Source organism: Microvirga calopogonii (assembly GCF_003347665.1).
In the GTDB taxonomy this organism is placed as follows: domain Bacteria; phylum Pseudomonadota; class Alphaproteobacteria; order Rhizobiales; family Beijerinckiaceae; genus Microvirga; species Microvirga calopogonii.
The window spans coordinates 176,405-193,735 of sequence record NZ_QDGA01000004.1 but is presented as its reverse complement, the minus strand read 5'-3'; the positions used below and the strand labels follow the sequence as shown (position 1 = coordinate 193,735).

The following is a 17,331-nucleotide window of genomic DNA, read 5'->3' as shown; positions in this document are numbered from 1 at the left end:
AAAGAAACAGGATGACCACCGAGGGCGCGATCAGGGGCAGCGTTCTCACATTGCGCTGACTGCGCCCCCCGGTAGGAGCCACGCTGGCAGGGGCAGGAACGGTCGTGGTGGTGCTCGCCATCTCGGTTGCTCACACTGGAGAGAGCAACCGGCGGACGATCAAGCCCGCCGGCTGCATGGCGATCGGCTTATTTCGGATAGCCTGCCTGCTTCATCGTGCGCTCCGTGGAGCGTTGCGCCGTCTCGAGTGCCTGGTCCACTGTCGTCTGACCGGCCAAGGCCGCCGCAATCTGCTGCCCGACGGCCGTGCCGATGCCCTGGAACTCGGGGATGGCGACGTATTGAATGCCGATATAGGGCACGGGATCCTTCGTCGGCTTGGTGATATCCGCACTCGACACCGCCTCGTAGACCACCTTCGCGAAGGGCGCCGCCTTCTGGTACTCGGGATTGTCGTAGGTCGATTTGCGCGTACCGGGAGGCGCAGCGACCCAGCCGACTTCATTGCCAACCAGGGTGATGTAGTCTTTCGAGGTCGCCCATTTCACGAAGGACTTCGCCGCATCGACCTTCTTCGAGGACGCCGGAATGCCGAGCGCCCACGCCCAGAACCAGCCAGATCCGTTGCTCGTGACCTCCACGGGTGCGGCCGTGAAATCCGTCTTGTCCGCAACCTGGCTTTCCTTCGGATTGTAAATGTAGCCCGCCGCCGATGTGGCGTCGACCCACATGGCGCAATGCCCGGTCGCGAACAGGGCGCGGTTTTCGTTGTGCCCGTTCGCCGTTGCGCCCGGAGGCCCATATTCCCGCATGTTCTTGACGTAGTAGTTGATCGCCTTCTTCCAGGGCTCAGAGGTGAGCTGCGGCTCCCATTTCTCGTTGAACCAGCGTCCGCCGAAGGCATTCACCATCGGGCCGATGAAGGCCATGTTCTCGCCCCAGCCCGGCTTGCCGCGCTGGCAGAAGCCATATTGCTCCTTCGACTTGTCGGTCAGCTTGGCCGCATATTCGGCGATCTGGTCGTAAGTAGGCTTGTCGGGCATTTTGATGCCGGCCTGATCGAACAGATCTTTGCGATAGAACGTGAAGGAGCTTTCAGCATAGAATGGAACAGCGTAAAGCTTGCCGTCATACGACAGGCCGTTCATCACAGACGGAATAATGTCGGCATAATCATAGTCGGCGCCGAGATCATTAAGGGGAACGAGCCAATTCTGCTTGCCCCAGATCGGTGCCTCGTAGGAACCGATCGTGATGATGTCGAACTGCCCGCCCTTGGTGGCGATGTCGGTGGTCGCGCGCTGACGCAGCACGTTTTCTTCAAGCACCACCCAGTTCAACTTGTTGCCCGTCGCCTGCTCCCACTTGGGAGACAGCCGCTGCATGATGATCATGTCGGCGTTATTGACCGTGGCAATCGTCAAGGTCTGGCCCTGAGCCAATGCCAGACCCGTACCCGCAATCCAACCCATTGCAGACAATAGCGTAAGCTGCCTCAACTGCATCGTTTCCTCCCAACGGAAGCTGTTTTGGATTATCTTTAATTGTTAAGAATGGATGCTCTCACAGCAGCCAATGCCAGTCAATTACTCGAGCCAACCTAGGTTTACTGGTGTTGGCATCAATATTGATGATGGATTTTGCTTATTTGCTTACAATATGTGATTTACCTCCTGAGAGATCTTGCCGTCATCTTCAGCCCGCCTAGATAGAGCCGCCACTGAACAACCGTGCCTTCATCGAAGCCAAAGCAACAGCATCGAATTTCGCGCTCTGATCGTTTGAAATGCGGAATGGAGCCTATATCATTGCTTTCAGCGAAGGCCTTAGCGCATCGTGCGGACCCGGAGGGCCGCGTCCGCGAAAAGGGGACCCGGTTTTCCGCACGATGCGCCGTCCAATGCTCTAGCCGCTATGGCAGATCTCCACCAAGGGCAAGGTCGCATTGGAAGGCCGCCGCGCATGCCCCTCGCCTCACATATGGAGTTCCATCCCCAATGCCTTGAGCGCCGCCTCCTGGAAGGCTTCTCCTTGTGTCGGATGCGCGTGGATCGTGCCGGCGATATCCTCGAGGCGCGCGCCCATCTCGAGCGCCAAGCCGAAGGCGGTCGCTAGCTCGGAGATGCCCTGCCCGACGGCTTGGATGCCAAGCACCAGATGGTTGTCCGCACGGGCAACGACCCGCACAAAACCGTCCTCGCCCATTCTGGTCATAGCGCGACCATTGGCCGAGAACGGAAATTGTCCAAGTTTGATGTCAGTGCCCGTTCGGCGCGCCTCTTCCGGCGAGAGGCCGACGGTGACGATCTCGGGATCGGTGAAGCAGACGGCCGGGATGCCGCGCTTGTCCCAGACGCGTCTATGGCCCGCGATGATCTCTGCCGTCATCTCGCCCTGCGCCATGGCGCGATGAGCCAGCATCGGCTCGCCTGTCACGTCGCCGATGGCATAGATCCCGCGCATCGACGTCTGGCATCGCTCGTCGATGCGAATGAAGGGGCCGTCCATGTCGAGGACGAGCTCGTCCAGTCCCCAGCCCTGCGTAACGGGCCTTCGACCGACCGTCACCAAGATCTTGTCGGCTGCAAGCGATGTCTCCGATCCATCCTCCGCCTCGACCAGCAGCGTGCCGCCCGCTTTCGCCAGGCCCTTCGCCTTGGCGCCGGTCAACACCTCGATGCCGAGCGCCTGTAATCTCTTTGTGACCGGACGCGTCAGTTCGGCATCGTATTGCGGCAGGATGCGGCCTTGAGCCTCGACGACCATCACCTTCGCCCCCATCTTCGCGAAGGCGGTACCGAGTTCGAGGCCGATATAGCCACCGCCGACCACCACGAGGCGCTCCGGAACCGACGTCAGCGACAGAGCCTCGGTGGACGTGATCACAGGGCCGCCGAACGGCAGGCTCCTCAATTCTACTGGAGCCGAACCCGTTGCGATCACCACGTTCTCGGCGCGGATGATCTGCCGGCCCGTTTCGGTCTCCACCTCGACCGTCTTGCCGTCGCGAAAACGCGCATGGCCCTGAACGATCTTTACTTTCGCCTTCTTGAGCAGACCCGACACGCCGCTGTTGAGACGCCCGACGATGCTGTCTTTCCAGGCGATCGTCTGGGAGAGATCGAGCTCCGGCTTCGTCGTCCTGATCCCGAGAGAATTCCGACCATTCGCCAGATGAACGATCCTGTCGTATTCCTCCGCCGCATGAATGAGCGCCTTGGAGGGAATGCACCCGACATTGAGGCAGGTTCCGCCGGGTTTGCCCGAGTCGACGATGACCGTGTCGATCCCCAGTTGCCCGGCGCGGATCGCGCAGACATAGCCCCCAGGCCCGGCTCCGATGACGAGGAGCTTGCAGGAAATATCCTTCATCGGTTTTAAGCCTCCACGAAGATCATGGCTGGGGTCTCCAGCAGCGTCTTGATGCGCTGCACGAACACCGCCGCATCCCAACCGTCGATGATCCGGTGATCGAAGCTCGAGGAGATGTTCATCATCTTGCGAGGGATGAAGGTCGAGCCATCCCAGACCGGCCGCACCATCATCTTGTTGACGCCGACGATGGCGACCTCCGGGTAATTGATCACCGGCGTGGTGACGATGCCGCCCATGGCGCCGAGCGACGTGATGGTAATCGTCGACCCGCTTAGTTCCTCACGGGTGGCGAGCCCGGATTTCGCCGCCTCCGCGAGCCGGTTCAGTTCAGCCGCGCATTCCCAGAGGTCGCGAGCCTCCGCGTGCCTCACCACCGGCACCATGAGACCGGCTCCCGTCTGCGTTGCGATGCCGATATGCACGCCGCCATGCTGATGGACGACACCTGCGTCATCATCGTAGATGGAGTTGAGGTGCGGCTGCTCGGCGATGGCTTTCACCATTGCGCGCATGAGGAACGGCAGCAGCGTCAGTTTGGGACGATCGGCCCGCCTGTTTGCATTGAGTGCCGCCCGCAGATCCTCGAGCGCCGTCACGTCGACCTCTTCGACATAGGTGATGTGCGGGATGTGCGCTTTCGCAATCGCCATATTCTCCGCGATCTTGCGGCGCAGGCCGACGACCTTGATGTGCTCGACCGATGTGTTCTGGGACAACCCGGGCGCCTTGGCGATCTGGCGTCCATGGGTGAAGAAGGCGTCCAGATCCTCGTGGGTGATACGGCCTGCGGGGCCGGAGCCCGGAACTTGGCGCAGATCGACCCCGGCCTCACGTGCCCTCAACCGGATGGCAGGCGAGGCGATCGGCTTCTCACCCTCGGCCCGCGTCACCGGCGCGCGATGCATCCTCGCCGCAGGGGCCTGCGGCTTCTCCGTTGGCAGAGGCGGCGTGCTCTTGGCTTGCCGTTCGACAATGGCATCCGGGACTTTGACCGCACCATCCGCCTGGGCTTCGATCTCTCCGGTTCGGGCTGGCGGTTCAGCTACCTTTTCGTGCTGAATCGTCTCGGACGATGTGCTCTCCTCCCCTTCGACCTTCAGACGGATCAGAGGCGAGCCTATCGCCACCACATCGCCGATCTCCGCCCCGAGCCACAGAACCTCGCCGTCGACCGGAGAAGGAATTTCCACAGTGGCCTTGTCCGTCATCACGGCAGCCAGCACCGCGTCCTCGCGCACGAGGTCGCCGACCTTGACGTGCCACTCGACGAGTTCGGCCTCGGCGATGCCTTCGCCGACATCGGGCATTTTGATCAGGTGCTCGCCCATGTCAGGCCTCCATCGTCTCGATAAGGGCGCGGCCGACGCGGGCGGGCCCTGGGAAGTAATCCCATTCCTGAGCATGTGGATAGGGCGTGTCCCATCCGGTCACCCGGACGACGGGCGCCTCCAGCTGGAAGAAGCAGTTTTCCTGAACAAGCGTCGCCAGTTCTGCTCCGAAGCCCGAGGTGAGAGTGGCCTCGTGCACGACCACGCAGCGGCCCGTCTTTCTGACGGAGGCCGCAATCGTCTCCATGTCGAGCGGGATAAGTGTCCGCAAATCAATGATCTCCGCATCGATGCCGGTCTCCGCTGCGGCGGCCTGTGCCACGTAGACCATTGTGCCATAGGCCAACACGGTGACGGCGGCGCCTTCGCGCACGATCGAGGCCTTGCCGAGCGGCAGGCTGAAATGCCCGGTCGGCACTTCGCTCAGGTCGTGTTTCGACCACGGCGTCACCGGCCGGTCGTGATGCCCGTCGAAGGGACCGTTGTAGAGCCGTTTCGGCTCCAGGAAGATCACGGGATCGGGATCCTCGATGGCGGCGATCAGAAGCCCCTTGGCATCGTGCGGGTTGGACGGCACGACCGTCTTCAAACCCGACACGTGCGTGAACAGTGCCTCAGGGCTCTGGCTATGGGTCTGCCCACCGAAAATGCCGCCGCCGGTCGGCATGCGGATCACCATCGGGCAGGTGAATTCACCATTCGAGCGGTAACGCAGCCGGGCTGCCTCCGACACGATCTGATCGTAAGCCGGATACATGTAATCGGCGAACTGGATTTCGATGCAGGGCAGCAGGCCGTAGCTTGCCATGCCGATGGCCGTTCCGACGATGCCGGCTTCACTGATCGGCGCATCGAAGCAGCGTGTCTTTCCGTATTTCTGCTGGAGACCGGCCGTGCAGCGGAAAACGCCGCCGAAATAGCCGACATCCTCACCGAAGACCACGACGCGCTCGTCGCGCGCCATCATTACATCCATGGCGTCACGGATGGCTTCGATCATCGTCATGCGCGCCATGGCCTTAGACTCCCGCCTGCTGACGCTGACGACGCAGATGCGGCGGCATTTCGGCATAGACGCCGTCGAAGATCTCGCGGGCGGATGGCTTGGCACCAGCGTGAAGCGTGCCGTAGCTCTCCGCCTCCTTCTGGGCTGCGATCACGGTATCGAGGATTTCCGCCTCCGCCTGCTTGTGCCGCTCCTCCGACCAGGCGCCGCGCAGGATTAGATGGTTCTTCAATCGAATGATGGGATCCCCAAGTGGCCAGGCATCGGACTCGGTCTTCGGGCGGTACGCCGACGGATCGTCGGACGTCGAATGCGCACCCACCCGGTAGGTGACGTATTCGACGAGCGTCGGACCGAGATTGCGACGGGCCCGCTCGGCGGCCCATTTCGCAACCGCATAGACGGCGAGGTAATCGTTGCCGTCGACTCGCAGAGAGGGAATGCCGAAGCCCAGTCCACGGGCGGCAAACGTTCCTGCTCCGCCTCGCGCGATTCCCTGGAACGTGGAGATCGCCCATTGATTGTTGACGATGTTGAGGATGACCGGCGCCTTGTAGGTGGACGCGAAAACGAGAGCCGCGTGAAAATCCGATTCCGCCGTCGATCCATCGCCGATCCAGGCCGCCGCGATCTTGGTGTCGTTCCGGATTGCCGAGGCCATCGCCCAGCCGACGGCCTGGACATATTGGGTCGCGAGATTACCCGAGATCGTGAAGAACCCGTGCTCCTTGGAGGAATACATGACGGGCAGTTGCCGTCCCTTCAGCGGATCGCGGGAGTTCGAATAGACCTGACACATCATGTCGACCATGGAATAGCCGCCGGCGATCAGGAGACCCGCCTGCCGGTAGGTCGGGAAGTTCATGTCTCCCGGCGAGAGGGCCTTTCGGAAGGCGCAGCTGATAGCCTCTTCGCCAAGATGCTGCATGTAGAAGGAGGTCTTGCCCTGCCGCTGCGCAATCAGCATGCGCGCATCGAAGGTGCGCAGGGTCATCATGTTGCGCATGCCCTCGACGAGTTCCTCGTCACTCAGCAGCCCGGCCCACGGCCCGACCGCTTCTCCGGCGCGGTTGAGAACCCGAATGATGGAGAAGGCGAGATCACGGATGGTTTCCGGCTCCACATCGACGTCCGGCCGCGGGACGGCCCCAGCCTTGGGGATTTTCACATTCGAAAAATCGGGGGTGCCCCCCGGTCGAACGGCGGGTTCGGGCACGTGAAGGGTCAACGGTCCATAATCGGTCATGGTCTTTCGTTCTCCTCCCGAGAGAACTAGGAACGAAACACCATTCGGCCATAGGCTGAGCCGTTTCTAAAGGAGCAAATGCCGGTTATAGACAGGCTCTGATAGCGCGGACAAATCCGCTGGCACCATCAAGGCTTTACTGTCGCCAGAATCTCGCCGGCCGTGATTTCCGGTTCGCCCTGAATCAAATCGGCCAAGCTGGCGCGGATCCAGGCGAGGGCCTTCTCGTTGGCCGCAAGAGCAGCCTCGCGGCTGTCGAACAGAGTGACGGAGCCTCCGGAACCGTTGCCGCAATCGAAGACATGATACTCTTGGAAGCCCGGAGATTGCCGCAGGATCTGGCCGATCCCGCTCTCCGCTCGCCGCGCCGCCTCAGGTACCGAGCGCATCTTGCTGAACTTGCGAATGACGACATACATGGATGCCTCCGCCTGCTGTAGAAGAACGCAACCCCGAGTACCAAGAAGAAGAACGGCGCGACTCTCGCGGAGCGCCGGAGATCACCGCGCGGCGCTAATGGGCCATCAGGACCGGCATACCCGCATGGGCAATGATGTGGCTCGTCGCGCCGCCGAAGATCATCTGCCTCAGACGGCTCTGGGTGTAGGCCCCCTTGACGAGCAGATCCGCATGAAACGAAGCGGCGTCTTCGAGAATGGCCTCGCCCGGGGAGCGCGTGTTCAGCCTGCGAACCGCCGTCTCGACCCGAACTCCGTTTCGCTCGAGGCGGAAAGCGAGCTCCGCACCGCTTGGACCGTCCACTCCCCAGCCATCCAGCGACAGAACGACGACACGACCGGCCTTCTTCAGGATGGGCATCGCGAGCGCCACGGTCCGAGCCGTTTCCGTGCTGCCGTTCCAAGCGATCACGACAGTCTCGCCGATCGACGCCGGTGACGCGGGCGGGACCATGAGCACGGGCCGTCCGCCCTCGAACAAGGCAGCTTCCAGAGTGGCGAGTCGCGGCGGCTCATCCTGCGTTCCAGGGCGACCGAGCACGACCAAGTCGAAGACCCGGCCGAAGCTGCCGATATAGCTGTCTCCGAACAATTGCTGCCCGATAAAGTCGCAGGTAACCTCGTCTGCCGCTTCCGTTTTGCGCGGCACCGCGCAGGAGAGCATGAATTCCTCGAAGAGGTGCCGCGATCGCGACAGGTGCTCACGCTGCTCCTTCTCGCTCAGGATGGTCCAGCCGACCGGGACATCGAAGGCGATGACCTCCGGGATATCGGGACCGAGCGCCAGTCCCTCCACATGGCTTCCGAACCGGCCCGCGACGAGCAGGGCGGCGTCCAGGACCGAACGGATGAAACTATGCGGCTCAACCGGAACCAGAATGGCTTTCATGGCAACCACCTCGGCAAGCCTGTGGGGCGACGCCTCGAAAGCATTATACTCCCAAGCCGCCATCCGGCACAGCCTATCTTTGCGTCCCTTCAGACATGCACGTTGCCGAAGGCCAGCTCCCCCTCGCCCGTCGGTTTGCGCAGGGCGGCGTAGAGGATCCATCCATAGAAGACGGCCAGACCGGCGATTACGACCCATCCGGGAGCCGGCCCGATGGCCGCATTCCGAACCCATTCCCCCACCGATCCGACGAGGTGAGCATCGACCGCGTTCTCCTGCATCCTGATGAAGGTGGTCTTCACCAGCCAAGCGAAGAGCAGGATCAGGAACAGCCAGCAATAATTGCGCCGGAGGCGGCGCGTGATGGCCTCGCTGGTGCTCGTCAGGAACAGGGGACGACGGAGGTCCTCACCCAGCTTCTGGACCCAATCGTCCGTGGTCCCCTCCTCGGGAGCGAAGATCTGGGCGAAGTAATTGCGTTCCATCCGGCGGACCCGGTTCCGGTACACGTCGAAGAAGCGGTACCGCCGCGCCTCGATTACGAGCAGCAGGAGGACCAGCACCATGGCGAAGATCAGCACGCCGTGGTGGGCGGTCGACGTGGACAGGGAGACCGACAGCATGGCGGCCACCACAGTGATGGCCCAGTTTGTCGTCCGGTCGATCCGGTCGCGCCAGCCGGCCATGCGGGCGATCTCGGCGCGGTGGTAATGCGCCATGACGTTGATAAACTCGGTCGAATTGCTGGGAAAGACCGGCGCCTTTACGGAAGGACGGAGGGTCTGCACAACGCCTTGATCGTTCTTCGGCAGCATGATCTTGCTCCCTTAAGCCGCGGCAGCGTCTCGACATGCCCGGTCAGCTCTGGAGACTTGTTTGTTTATAGGTCTCAGCGAAACGAAATCATCATGGCATCGGCAAGTTCCGCTCGAAAAGGAAGATGTCTGGAAGGAGATTCCAGACGAGATCCATGCCCAGCCAAGCCGGAACGGTCAGATTCCTGACACGCAGAAGGTCCGGTCGTTGGGATGCGATTGGCAGCGCATATCACATCAGGTGCGAGATGGATCCATCAGCGGCTTCCAATCGGACGAGACTGTCTCCTCGCCGGGAGTCCAGGTCGGATCCGAGCGCCGTCAGTCCCAGACCGCATGGGGCAGCGCATCGAGCGGGATCTTGAGGTAGCGCGTCCCGTTGCTCTCCGGCGCCGGGAGGCGCCCTCCCGCCATGTTCACCTGCAGGGCGTGGAGGATCAGCTTCGGCATCGGCAGCTTGGCGTCCCGTGCCCGGCGCAGGGCGACGAACTCATCCTCGGTGCGGGCCTGCGCCAAATGGACGTTATGGGCCTTCTGCCCGGCGACAGAGCTCTCCCAGGCCGGAGCCCGTCCGCCCGGCATGTAGTCGTGGCCCGAAAACAGGCGCGTGTCGTCGGGCAGGGAGAGGATGCGCTGGATGGTGCGCCACAAGGCCCGCGCATCCCCGCCGGGGAAGTCGCACCGGGCCGTGCCGAAATCGGGCATGAAGAGCGTGTCGTGGATGAAGGCGGCGTCGCCGACGACATAGGTGATGGATGCGAGTGTATGACCCGGTGAGAAGATGACCCGAACCTCCAACTCCCCAAGCTGAAAATCATCTCCATCGGCGAACAGGCAGTCCCATTGCGAGCCGTCCGGTTCGAAATCCGCGAGGTTGTAGATGTCCTTCCAGAGCCGTTGAACGTCGATCACGCGCTCGCCGATGGCCGTCTTCGCGCCTGTGCGGTCCTTGAGATATCCGGCAGCCGACAGATGGTCCGCGTGCGGATGCGTATCGAGGATCCATTCGACGGTCAGGGCTTTCTCCTTCACGCAGGCGAGCAGGGCGTCGGCCGAAGCGGTCGCGATGGAGCCGGACTTCTCGTCGTAATCGAGAACCGGGTCGATGAGGGCGCAGCGCCGCGTCGCGGGATCGGACACCACGTACTGGACGCTGCAGGTGCGCCTGTCGAAGAACGCGTCCACCTGCGGTCTCGCGGCTGAACGGTCGGGCGCCGATCGAGGGATAGCTGCTGTGCTCATGGCTTCTCCTCCTTCGAACGCGGATGCGCGAACCGTTCATGCCGCTCGTGCCGAGGCCTCAGGCATCGGGCTGCGGCACGATCCGGATATAGGGCTTCGGCGCCTTCCAGCCTTGCGGGTAGATCTTCCTGGCCTCCTCGTCCGGCACGGAGCCCGCAATGATGACGTCCTCGCCCTGCTTCCAGTTCGCGGGTGTCGCGACCCGGTGCTTCGCCGTGAGCTGCAGCGAATCGATGACCCGAAGCACTTCGTCGAAATTGCGCCCCGTCGTCATGGGATAAACGAGCACGAGCTTGATCTTCTTGTCGGGCCCCACGACGAACACGTTGCGGACGGTCTGATTGTCCGCTGGCGTCCTGCCTTCCGACGTGCCGCCCGTGCTGGCGGGAAGCATCCCATAAAGTTTGGAGATCGAGAGATCGGAATCGCCGATCATCGGAAAGTTGGGTGCGGATCCTTGAGTCTCCCGGATGTCCTCGGCCCACCGGGCATGATTGTCGACGGGATCGACGCTGAGCCCGATGATCTTCACGTTGCGGCGGTCGAACTCGGGCTTGATCCTGGCCATGTATCCCAGCTCGGTCGTGCAGACCGGGGTGAAGTCCTTGGGATGGGAAAAGAGCACGCACCATGAATCGCCGAGCCAGTCGTGAAAGCGGATGCGACCTTCCGTTGTCTCGGCTTCGAAATCCGGCGCGACATCGCCAATCTGGAGTGTCATCGAAACCTCCTGCCATATGCGCGTCGGGCGGACCCGCAGGGCCACGCCGAACGATGCGCCAGCCAAAGAGTGAGCATCGGATGGGATCCCAGAAGTGCAAGTCACTTTCAGGTCAGATGCTCAAACACGCCCCGTCGCCTGCCGCCATGTATATACTGCGCGGCGGCACCGGTGAAGTCGCTTCCGGCCATGGACGAAGCGCGCGTCGGCGGTACTTCGTGAGGCGCCTCACCACCCCTCCCGCTCAAGCCTGCACGAAAACCTCGGCGTGCTCGATGGAGAAGCGCTCCAGCTCGTCGACGACCGCTTCCAGGTGAGCCTCCATGGCCCGGCGGGCCGCCGAGGCGTCGCGCGCCTCGAGAGCGTGGAAGATCTCCCAGTGCTCGGCGAGGGTCACCGCATGCCGCCGTGGCGAGGAGAGAAGACGGCGCACCCGGTCGATATTGGCCCGCGAGGCGTCGATCACGGCGGCGACGCGGGGCATCTCCAGCCCCTCGACGAGAATCATGTGGAATTCCAGGTCCAAGGCGTGGAAACCAGGGCGATCCCCGCGCGAGACCGCCCCCTGCTGGGCTTCCAGGTTGTAGCGAAGCGCCTCAACGGATGTCGAGGGCAGCCCCTTGGCGGCCGCTTCCGCCACCATGCCTTCCAGAGCCTGCCGAATCAGCATCGATTCCCTGATTTCCGACAAGCGGATGCGCGCCGCGCGGGATCCGCGCTGGGGCAGGATCTCGACGAGCCCCTCGGCAGCCAGACGCGTGAGGGCTTCGGAAACCGGAAACCGGGAAACCCCGAGCGCCGCACAGACGGCCCCCTTGTCGATGAATTCCCCTGGGGCGAATTCGAGAGCCACGATGGCGTCCCGGATGGACGTCTCCACCTTCTCGGTCGTGTGCCCCCGCGCCCCCCGCTGCAGGGGAACGAGGAAATCGTATCTTTTTCTCTTGTCGAGCGCGTCCATTTGCCTAACATGTTAGCCGAACCGATGGGCGCACGCCATCAGCTTGTCGGGTGCCATGCACGAGCGGAACCGCTCGTGACCAATCGTCAACCGGCCGCAGAGCCGGCATCTTAGAGGAACGCCTATGCCATTTCCGACCCGCCGCCTAGCTTTGAGCCTCGTCGCGGCCGCAGCCGCCATGCTGCCCGCCCTGCCGGCCAGCGCCCAGACGAAGCTGAAATGGGCCCACGTCTACGAGACATCCGAGCCCTTCCATACCCAGTCCGTGTGGGCCGCTCAGGAAATCGCCAAGCGCACCAACAACCGCTACCAGATCGACGTCTATCCCGCCTCCCAGCTCGGCAAGGAGAGCGACATCAACCAGGGCCTGTCGCTCGGCACGGTCGACATGATCATCTCGGGCCCGAGCTTCGCCGCCCGCAGCTATCCGCCCATCGGCATCGGCTACTATCCCTATGTCTTCCGCGATTCCGGCCATCTGCTCGCCTTCGCGAAGAGCGACGTCTTCAAGGAGCTCGCCGCCGGTTATGCCGACAAGACAGGGAACCACATGGTCGCCCTCACCTATTACGGCGTGCGCCACAGCTCCACGAACAAGCCGTTCAAGACCTGCGCCGAGATGAAGGGCCTCAAGATCCGCGTGCCCGACGCACCGGCCTATCTGGCCATGCCGCGCTCCTGCGGCGCGAACACCTCGCCGATTGCTTTCGCGGAGGTCTATCTGGCGCTTCAGAACGGCACCGTCGACGCGCAGGAAAACCCGCTGACGACTATCGAAGCCAAGAAGTTCTACGAAGTGCAGAAGCACATTGTGCTTACCGGCCACATCGTCGATCACCTGGCGACGATCATCTCCAAGCAGCTCTGGGCCAAGCTCTCGGACGAGGACAAGAAAATCTTCAGCGACGTCGCTCAGGAAGCCGCCGTCCGCGCCTCGAAAGAGATCCAGGCGAAGGAGAAGGAGCTGATCGAGACCTTCAAGCAGAAGGGCCTGACGATCACGGAGGTCAACAAGGACGAGTTCAAGGATGCGGTGATGAAGAACGTCACCCTGGAATCCCTGGGCTATCGGAAGGCCGATTACGACAAGATCCAGGCGCTGAAGTCGGAGGGCCTCTGATCCGTCTGCCGGGCCGCTCCGGGCGGCCCGGCATTTCCTTCCATCGATCCCGCCGCGGCGGGATCGGTCCAGGTGCGTAAGAGCGAGGCTCGACGAAACATGCAGACTGAGGTCCACACCCAGGTCAGCGCCGAGGCATTGGCGCAGACCTTCGACGAGAGCGAGCACGCGCCTGTCGATCTTTCGGGCTATGCCTTCGAGGATTGGCTGTCCCTGGCCCTGTTCTGGGCGATGGCGCTCGCCGTCTTCGTTCAATTCTTCACACGCTACGTGCTGAACGACTCCTTTGCCTGGACGGAGGAGATCGCAACCAATCTCAATGTGGCCCTGGTCTTCGTCGGATCGGCCATGTGCGTGCGCATGAACCGTCACATCCAGGTCGACTTCCTCTACCGCTATCTTTCTGCCGGTCTGGCCCGCGTGCTGGCAACGGTGATCGATATCGTCCGGGTCTCCTTCTTCGTCTATGGAGCCTTCCTTATCTGGCGCTTCATGAGCATCGTCGGCGACGAGCAGATGACGACCATCGCCCTGCCGAAGAACATCACCTATGCCTTCGCCTTCATCGGCTTTGTCCTCATGAGCTTCCGCTCGATCCAGGTTGCCGTCGCCAACTGGCGCCGCGGCTATTCCGTTCTCGAGCGGCCCGAAGCATTCGATGCACCTGTAGTGGCGGAAACCTGATGCTCATCCTGATCGGCTCCTTCCTTATTCTGATGATCCTCGGGCTGCCGGTGGCCATCTCGATGGCCACCGCGTCCCTGCTCTACATCCTGGCCAGCGGGACGGTGCCCGACGTCATCGTCGCGCAACGCATGATCGCCGGCGTCGAGAGCTTCCCGCTTCTTGCCGTGCCCTTCTTCATTCTCGCCGGCAATCTCATGAACATCGCCGGCGTCACCGGCCGCATCTACTCCTTTGCCGTCGCGCTGGTCGGCTGGATGAAGGGCGGCCTCGGCCAAGTGAACATCATCGGCTCGGTGATCTTCTCGGGCATGTCGGGCACGGCCATCGCCGATGCGGCGGGACTTGGGACGATCGAGATCAAGGCCATGAAGGACCATGGCTACTCGACCGAATTCTCGGTTGGCGTGACGGCCGCCTCCGCGACCCTCGGCCCGATCATTCCGCCCTCTCTGCCCTTCGTGATCTACGGGATGATGGCGAACGTCTCCATCGGGGCTCTCTTCCTGGGCGGCCTGATCCCCGGTATCGTCATGACGCTGCTGATGATGGCGACGGTGGCGTATTTCGCCTACAAGAACCGCTGGGGTTCGGACACGCCCTTCTCGTGGCGCCAGCTTGGCAATGCCAGCATCGAGGTCGTCATCGTCCTGATGTTCCCGGTGGCCGTCTGGCTGATGATTCAGGCGGGTCTGTCCACCAATGTCGCCATCGGCATCGCGCTGGCCGTGCTTCTCGTTCTCGACTGGTACTTCGACTTCTCGGCCGTGATGGCCCTGATGGCGCCGGTCATCCTGATCGGCGGCATGACCCTGGGCCTCTTCACGCCCACCGAGGCGGCGGTCGCGGCGGTCCTCTGGTCCCTGTTCCTCGGCCTCGTCCGCTACCGCTCCATGACGTTCAAGAGCCTCGCCAAGGCGACCTTCGACACCATCGAGACGACGGCGTCGGTTCTCTTCATCGTGACCGCAGCGTCGATCTTCGCATGGCTCCTGACGGTCAGCCAGGCGGCCCAGATCCTCTCGGACGCGATCCTCGGATTCACGCAGAACAAGTGGGTGTTCCTGCTTCTCGCCAATATCCTGATCCTGTTCGTCGGCTGCTTCATCGACACCATCGCGGCCATCACCATCCTGGTGCCTATCCTGCTGCCGATCGTGCTCAAGCTTGGTATCGACCCGATCCATTTCGGGCTGATCATGACGCTCAACCTGATGATCGGACTGCTTCACCCGCCCCTTGGCATGGTCCTCTTCGTCCTGGCGAGGGTGTCCAAGCTGTCCGTCGAGCGCACGACTGTGGCGATCCTTCCCTGGCTCGTCCCCTTGATGCTGGCGCTGATCGCGATCACCTATATTCCGGAACTGACTCTCTGGCTCCCGCAGAAGATGGGATTGGGGCGGTGACGGGCCGCCCGACAACCGGAAATGACCGACTTACGAGATATTCATGAGCACGCCCCGCACCATCCGCCTCTCTCCCGACGACAACGTGGTCATCGCCATCGACCTCGTGAACCAGGGCGCCGGCGCGGCGGGCCTGACGGCCCGCGAGCGCATCCTGAAAGGTCACAAGATGGCCGCGGAAGCGATCCGCGAGGGTGAGCCGATCCGGAAGTTCGGGCAGATCATCGGCTTCGCCAAGACCCACATCGCGCCGGGCGAATGGGTGCACGAGCACAATGTCGGCCTGCACGATTTCGAGCGCGATTATGCGTTCGGCGTCGAGGCGCGAGAGGACGATCTTCTTGCGCCCGACCTGCGCGCCACCTTCCAGGGCTATCGCCGCGCCTCGGGCAAGACGGGCACCCGCAACTATATCGGGATCCTCACCTCGGTGAATTGCTCGGCTTCCGTCGCGCGTTTCGCGGCCGCGGAGGTGGAGCGTTCGGGGATCTTACGCGACTATCCGGGCATCGACGGCGTCGTAGCCATCGTCCACGGCACCGGCTGCGGGCATGCGGCCTATGGCGAGGGCTTCGACATCCTGCGCCGCACGCAATGGGGCTATGCCAGCCATCCGAACTTCGCCGGGGTGATCATGGTCGGGCTCGGCTGCGAGGTGTTTCAGATCGGCCGCATGAAGCAGGAATACGGCCTGACCGAGAGCGAGACGTTCCGCACCCTCACCATTCAGGAGACGGGCGGCACGCGACGGACCGTGCAGGCCATCGTCGAAGCGGTGAAGGACATGCTCCCCATCGTCGCCAGGGCGCAGCGCGAGACGCGTCCCGCATCGGAACTGGTGCTCGCTCTCCAGTGCGGCGGCTCCGACGGCTATTCGGCCCTCACGGCCAATCCCGCCCTCGGCGTCGCGTCCGATCTGCTGGTGCGCCACGGCGGAACGTCGATCCTGTCCGAGACGCCCGAAATCTACGGTGCGGAGCACCTGCTCACCCGGCGTGCCGCCACGCGGGAGATCGGCGAGAAGCTCATCTCGCGGATCCACTGGTGGGAGGATTACACAGCCCGCAACGGCGGCGAGATGAACAACAATCCGTCGCCCGGCAACAAGGCGGGCGGATTGACGACGATCCTCGAAAAGTCATTGGGCGCTGCGGCCAAGGGTGGACGCTCCACGCTCCGCGCCGTCTACGAATATGCCGAACCGGTGAAGGATCGCGGCTTCGTCTACATGGATACGCCGGGCTACGATCCCGTCGCGGCGACCGGTCAGGTGGCCGGCGGCGCGAACCTGATCGCCTTCACCACCGGGCGCGGATCGGCCTTCGGCTGCAAGCCCGTGCCGTCCCTGAAGCTCGCGACGAATTCCGACATCTACCGGCGTATGCTCGACGACATGGACATCAATTGCGGCGACATCCTCGACGGCGTCTCTCTCGAAGACAAGGGCCGGGAGATTTTCGAGATCCTCCTGCGCGTCGCGTCGGGCGAGCACACGAAGTCGGAAGAACTCGGCTACGGCGACCTCGAATTCGTCCCCTGGCAGGTCGGCGCGACCATGTGATCGTGCCGGCATCATGCCATTCAAGTCCACTCGTTAACGGATTGTTAACCATAACGCAGCGATAGTTCCCGTGCCGATCCGCCAGGCGGAAAGGCTCTCTCCCAAAAGCGACCGGGGCGCGGATGTACCGCCTCGCTCGCTTTGGGATGCAGGCCGCAGCATTGATCGCCGCCGCTCTCAGCCATACACGTAGAAGATCGCTCCAAGCGCTGCCAACGCACCGACGAATGCGTAAGGGTACCAAGTCGGATAAGGCTTGTCGTGACCGTCGTAGCTCAAGCGGAATCTCCCGGGTCGTTGGCTCGTCCCCTCTTCCTCACGCAAAATGGTATTTTCGTGAAAGCCGTTCGAGGCTCGCGGCCTTTCAACCGGCAAAGTCGCGATGGAACCTGGAAAAATTACTTTGAAGCTCTTTTAAGGAAGCGAATTCCACCCCGTTCTCAACGCCGTAGCGGGTCTTTTAGAACGCCTCTGATTTTCTCCTAAGCCCTTGATCAGCTTGCGTTCTTTCAGATACTT

Annotated in this window: 15 protein-coding genes; 4 read left to right on the top strand and 11 right to left on the bottom strand. The window is 62.5% G+C overall.

All coding sequences use genetic code 11. From position 1 onward, the window contains the following. Positions 1-188: 188 nt before the first annotated feature. The 11 genes from DDF70_RS06625 to DDF70_RS06575 all read right to left on the bottom strand — a co-directional run bounded on the left by DDF70_RS06625 (position 189) and on the right by DDF70_RS06575 (position 12,041). On the bottom strand, positions 189-1,505 hold the full coding sequence (locus tag DDF70_RS06625) for an ABC transporter substrate-binding protein (RefSeq protein ID WP_114944072.1): 1,317 nt from the start codon (positions 1,503-1,505) through the stop codon (positions 189-191). 469 nt (positions 1,506-1,974) lie between these two features. Next, complete coding sequence (gene lpdA / locus DDF70_RS06620) at positions 1,975-3,372, bottom strand: dihydrolipoyl dehydrogenase (protein ID WP_114944071.1); 1,398 nt, start codon at positions 3,370-3,372, stop codon at positions 1,975-1,977. Between the two features lie 5 nt (positions 3,373-3,377). Further along, positions 3,378-4,703, bottom strand: coding sequence for a dihydrolipoamide acetyltransferase family protein (locus tag DDF70_RS06615; protein WP_114944070.1), 1,326 nt, complete (start codon positions 4,701-4,703; stop codon positions 3,378-3,380). A gap of 1 nt (position 4,704) precedes the next feature. Then, positions 4,705-5,718 carry an alpha-ketoacid dehydrogenase subunit beta gene (locus DDF70_RS06610; RefSeq protein WP_114944069.1) on the bottom strand — a complete coding sequence of 338 codons (1,014 nt, stop codon included), beginning with the start codon at positions 5,716-5,718 and terminating at the stop codon, positions 4,705-4,707. Positions 5,719-5,722: 4 nt separating this feature from the next. Next, positions 5,723-6,955, bottom strand: coding sequence for a 3-methyl-2-oxobutanoate dehydrogenase (2-methylpropanoyl-transferring) subunit alpha (locus DDF70_RS06605; protein WP_114944068.1), 1,233 nt, complete (start codon positions 6,953-6,955; stop codon positions 5,723-5,725). A 128-nt stretch (positions 6,956-7,083) separates the two neighbouring features. After that, entirely contained in the window at positions 7,084-7,374 is a 291-nt protein-coding gene (locus DDF70_RS06600; RefSeq protein WP_114944067.1) for a hypothetical protein, read from the bottom strand. A 94-nt stretch (positions 7,375-7,468) separates the two neighbouring features. After that, positions 7,469-8,302, bottom strand: a complete 834-nt coding sequence (locus tag DDF70_RS06595) for a universal stress protein (RefSeq protein WP_162820238.1) — start codon at positions 8,300-8,302, stop codon at positions 7,469-7,471. 89 nt (positions 8,303-8,391) lie between these two features. Beyond that, positions 8,392-9,117 (bottom strand): DUF2270 domain-containing protein, encoded by a 726-nt coding sequence (locus DDF70_RS06590; protein WP_114944065.1) that lies wholly within the window; start codon positions 9,115-9,117, stop codon positions 8,392-8,394. Positions 9,118-9,438: 321 nt separating this feature from the next. Beyond that, positions 9,439-10,359, bottom strand: coding sequence for an MBL fold metallo-hydrolase (locus DDF70_RS06585; protein ID WP_114944064.1), 921 nt, complete (start codon positions 10,357-10,359; stop codon positions 9,439-9,441). Between the two features lie 58 nt (positions 10,360-10,417). Then, positions 10,418-11,080 carry a peroxiredoxin gene (locus DDF70_RS06580; protein ID WP_114944063.1) on the bottom strand — a complete coding sequence of 221 codons (663 nt, stop codon included), beginning with the start codon at positions 11,078-11,080 and terminating at the stop codon, positions 10,418-10,420. Positions 11,081-11,324: 244 nt separating this feature from the next. Further along, complete coding sequence (locus tag DDF70_RS06575) at positions 11,325-12,041, bottom strand: GntR family transcriptional regulator (RefSeq protein WP_114944062.1); 717 nt, start codon at positions 12,039-12,041, stop codon at positions 11,325-11,327. A gap of 124 nt (positions 12,042-12,165) precedes the next feature. Here DDF70_RS06575 and DDF70_RS06570 point away from each other — a divergent pair, with 124 nt between their 5' ends. The 4 genes from DDF70_RS06570 to DDF70_RS06555 all read left to right on the top strand — a co-directional run bounded on the left by DDF70_RS06570 (position 12,166) and on the right by DDF70_RS06555 (position 16,812). Then, positions 12,166-13,161, top strand: a complete 996-nt coding sequence (locus tag DDF70_RS06570; protein WP_114944061.1) for a sialic acid TRAP transporter substrate-binding protein SiaP — start codon at positions 12,166-12,168, stop codon at positions 13,159-13,161. Between the two features lie 99 nt (positions 13,162-13,260). After that, positions 13,261-13,845 carry a TRAP transporter small permease gene (locus DDF70_RS06565; RefSeq protein WP_114944060.1) on the top strand — a complete coding sequence of 195 codons (585 nt, stop codon included), beginning with the start codon at positions 13,261-13,263 and terminating at the stop codon, positions 13,843-13,845. After that, positions 13,845-15,251 (top strand): TRAP transporter large permease, encoded by a 1,407-nt coding sequence (locus DDF70_RS06560; protein ID WP_114944059.1) that lies wholly within the window; start codon positions 13,845-13,847, stop codon positions 15,249-15,251. Before DDF70_RS06565 ends, DDF70_RS06560 begins: the two co-directional genes overlap by 1 nt. A gap of 43 nt (positions 15,252-15,294) precedes the next feature. After that, positions 15,295-16,812 (top strand): UxaA family hydrolase, encoded by a 1,518-nt coding sequence (locus DDF70_RS06555; protein ID WP_114944058.1) that lies wholly within the window; start codon positions 15,295-15,297, stop codon positions 16,810-16,812. The last annotated feature ends 519 nt before the right edge of the window (positions 16,813-17,331 follow it).

What these genes read in the sequence shown, in the direction of transcription:
- DDF70_RS06560 (WP_114944059.1), top strand. Translation starts at nt 13,845, where the DNA reads ATGCTCATCCTGATCGGCTCCTTCCTTATTCTGATGATCCTCGGGCTG.
- DDF70_RS06600 (WP_114944067.1), bottom strand. Translation starts at nt 7,374, where the DNA reads ATGTATGTCGTCATTCGCAAGTTCAGCAAGATGCGCTCGGTACCTGAG.
- DDF70_RS06580 (WP_114944063.1), bottom strand. Translation starts at nt 11,080, where the DNA reads ATGACACTCCAGATTGGCGATGTCGCGCCGGATTTCGAAGCCGAGACA.
- DDF70_RS06610 (WP_114944069.1), bottom strand. Translation starts at nt 5,718, where the DNA reads ATGGCGCGCATGACGATGATCGAAGCCATCCGTGACGCCATGGATGTA.
- DDF70_RS06615 (WP_114944070.1), bottom strand. Translation starts at nt 4,703, where the DNA reads ATGGGCGAGCACCTGATCAAAATGCCCGATGTCGGCGAAGGCATCGCC.
- DDF70_RS06605 (WP_114944068.1), bottom strand. Translation starts at nt 6,955, where the DNA reads ATGACCGATTATGGACCGTTGACCCTTCACGTGCCCGAACCCGCCGTT.
- DDF70_RS06575 (WP_114944062.1), bottom strand. Translation starts at nt 12,041, where the DNA reads ATGGACGCGCTCGACAAGAGAAAAAGATACGATTTCCTCGTTCCCCTG.
- DDF70_RS06585 (WP_114944064.1), bottom strand. Translation starts at nt 10,359, where the DNA reads ATGAGCACAGCAGCTATCCCTCGATCGGCGCCCGACCGTTCAGCCGCG.
- DDF70_RS06625 (WP_114944072.1), bottom strand. Translation starts at nt 1,505, where the DNA reads ATGCAGTTGAGGCAGCTTACGCTATTGTCTGCAATGGGTTGGATTGCG.
- lpdA (WP_114944071.1), bottom strand. Translation starts at nt 3,372, where the DNA reads ATGAAGGATATTTCCTGCAAGCTCCTCGTCATCGGAGCCGGGCCTGGG.
- DDF70_RS06595 (WP_162820238.1), bottom strand. Translation starts at nt 8,302, where the DNA reads ATGAAAGCCATTCTGGTTCCGGTTGAGCCGCATAGTTTCATCCGTTCG.
- DDF70_RS06570 (WP_114944061.1), top strand. Translation starts at nt 12,166, where the DNA reads ATGCCATTTCCGACCCGCCGCCTAGCTTTGAGCCTCGTCGCGGCCGCA.
- DDF70_RS06565 (WP_114944060.1), top strand. Translation starts at nt 13,261, where the DNA reads ATGCAGACTGAGGTCCACACCCAGGTCAGCGCCGAGGCATTGGCGCAG.
- DDF70_RS06555 (WP_114944058.1), top strand. Translation starts at nt 15,295, where the DNA reads ATGAGCACGCCCCGCACCATCCGCCTCTCTCCCGACGACAACGTGGTC.
- DDF70_RS06590 (WP_114944065.1), bottom strand. Translation starts at nt 9,117, where the DNA reads ATGCTGCCGAAGAACGATCAAGGCGTTGTGCAGACCCTCCGTCCTTCC.